General features: G+C 58.9%; 2 protein-coding genes. Both read left to right on the top strand.

What is annotated here, in order from left to right; all coding sequences use genetic code 11:
* Positions 1 to 308: 308 nt before the first annotated feature.
* Positions 309 to 1,514 carry a Xaa-Pro peptidase family protein gene (locus EOA86_RS29855; protein ID WP_128344925.1) on the top strand — a complete coding sequence of 402 codons (1,206 nt, stop codon included), beginning with the start codon at positions 309 to 311 and terminating at the stop codon, positions 1,512 to 1,514.
* Between the two features lie 37 nt (positions 1,515 to 1,551).
* On the top strand, positions 1,552 to 2,689 hold a 1,138-nt coding region (locus tag EOA86_RS29850; RefSeq protein ID WP_245497420.1), incomplete at its 3' end, for a Xaa-Pro peptidase family protein.

The raw sequence follows: 2,689 nt of genomic DNA, 5'->3' as shown, positions 1-2,689 counted from the left end.
CGCCAATAGTCTCCGCGCGCCATAAAAGGAGCGCGTGGACGCTTGCCGGGTCGCCTTCCTAGGCCGCTCGGCAACGCTTGGCGAACCCCTCGGCAGCGTGTCCAACCAACTTTTCGATGCCTATGCCCCGATAGGTCGGCGTGGGCGCTCCTCGCATACGAAGCGTCATAAGGTTCAGGCATGAGAAGCTTCGAAAATTCGATTAGTATATAAATGCGCAATGCCTTTACGCTGCGCTTCGCAATCGCCCGACCGCGCAGCAAGCACTGCAGTGCGCCCGCGGAATCCAATCATCGAAGGACAGGCCAATGAGCACCATATCGACATCCGGCAAGAAAGCTGGACAGACCAGGTTTCCTCCACCCCCCGCGGTGCCGGCGGATGAACTGGGGGCCCGCCTCAAGAGCATCAGGAGGGAAATGGATGCCGACGGGCTGGATCTGATCGTCCTGACCGACGCGAACAACATTCAGTACTTCACGGGTTATCGCACCTTGCACTGGTACTACAATTGCAGACCGGTCTTCGCCGCGATTACCGCTCGGGACCTCGTTGTCTTCGCCGCCTTCCACGAAAAGCCGCACGTCGAATGGAAGCCGCGTGCCTTCTCCGTCAAGTTTTACGACGGATATGTCGATGAAGGGGTGAGACTGGTGGCGGACACGATCCGCGATCTGTTCAAGGGCAAGACCCTGAGGACCGGCATCGATTACGGTGAAGAGATGTATGGTCGCGGCTCCCTGCCATTGATCGATGCGCTGCGGGAACTCTCGACCGGTCGGGACATCGGCACTGCGACCGCGACCCTGTGGCGTGTCCGCCAGATCAAGACGCGGTTCGAAGCCGACTTGAAGCGGATCGCCTTCACCATCGCCGATTCTGCCTTCGATCAAACCATCACGCAGGCGCACATCGGCACCACCGAATATGAGCTGTGGAGCATCATGCAGGCGCAGATGTTCTTGAACGGCGCAGATAGCGGTGATCCCTTTCCGCTTATCTTCAGCAAGGGCGATTTCACCTATGGCCGGCCGGCTTCGGATCGGCGCCTGGAGCCGGGGCACTACATATGGGCAGATTTCCGCGCGACCTATGGCGGATATCCGGCGGATCGCAATCGCATTGCGCGCGCCGGCGAGCCGGAGCCCTGGGAACTGGACGCTTACAGGGCCGTCCGTGACATGACGCTCGAGCTCTGCAACTCGATCAAGGTCGGAATGACCTGCTCCGAAGTGCATGCCATGGCGCGCAAGATGTGGGAACCGGTGAGCGTTGGTCAGAAATGGCTGGGCGTGAAACGGTTCGGGCATGGCGGCGGCATTGGACTCACCGAACCGCCCTCCCTTCAAGCGACCGACCACACGGTCATCCGGCCGGGGATGATCTTGCACGTAGAGCCGAAGCTCGAGCGCGATGGAGCCGTGTTCCAGTTCGAGGAATGCATCTACATGCGTGAAGACGGCATCGAATTCCTGGCGCCTCTTTGCCCGGAAAACATGCTCATCATCCATTGAATAGAACAGCGATCCATTAAGGAACGAACCAGTGAACATGCAATCGACATCGGCCGGTAAAGAAGCCGGACACACCAAATTTCCACCCGCCCCGGACGTTCCGTTCGATGAACTTGCCGCGCGCCTCGCGAGCATAAGAAAAGAGATGGAGGCCGACGGCCTCGACGTGATCGTCCTCACCGACGTAGTAAATATTCAGTACTTTACAGACTTTAAGTCGTTTTCCTGGTACTACAACTCCCGCCCGTTTTTCGGGATTATTACGGCCGACGACCTTTTTGTCCTAGCGGCGACCTATGAACGAGCTCACGTGAATTGGAAGCCTCGCGTGTTCTCCGGTCTGTACTATGACGGCTATATCGATCAAGGGGTGAAGCTAGTCGCGGACTCGATCCGCGACCTCTTCAAGGGCAAATCACCGAGAATCGGTATCGACTATGGTGAGGAGATGGCGGGCCACAGCTCTCTGGCACTCGTTGATGCCTTGCGAGGACTGGCCAAAGCCGGCGATCTCAAAACTGCGGCTCCAACATTGTGGCGGTCCCGCCTCATCAAGACACCATTTGAGGCTGCGCTGAAGCGCGCTGCCTTCACCATTTGCGACGACGCTTTCAATCAGGCGATCGCCAAGGCGCGGATCGGCATCACCGAATACGAGCTGTGGGGAATGATCACCGCGCAGACATTCCTGAACGGGGCGGAGGGCGGCGTGCCATTTCCGCTGATCTTCAGCAAGAGCGATTTCACTTTCGGGCGCCCGCCCGGCAACAGGCGCCTCGAGGAAGGCCATTATATTTGGGCAGACTTCCGGGCGACCTATGGCGGATACCCGGCGGATCGCAATCGGATTGCGCGAGCGGGCGAGCCCAAGGCTTGGGAGCGCGAGACCTACACGGCCATCCGCGATCTCACGCTCGAACTCTGCCACATGATCCGGCCGGGCATCACCTGCGCAGATTTCTTCCACGAGGCCATGAAATTGTGGGTGCCCGCCAGCGTTGGGAACAAGTGGACTGCGGTCGCTCGATTTGGACATAGCGGTGGGATGGGTATCGTCGAGCCGCCGTCCCTGGGACCGGATGACCATGTCGAGATCCGTCCGGGAATGATTTTGCACGTAGAGCCAAAACTCGAACGCGACGGCGCTGTCTTCCAGTTCGAGGAATGTGTCTATG

Source organism: Mesorhizobium sp. M5C.F.Ca.IN.020.32.2.1 (assembly GCF_004023105.1).
Lineage (GTDB): Bacteria > Pseudomonadota > Alphaproteobacteria > Rhizobiales > Rhizobiaceae > Mesorhizobium > Mesorhizobium wenxiniae.
The sequence above is the reverse complement of the archived record's forward strand: the minus strand, read 5'-3'. Positions and strand labels throughout refer to the sequence as shown.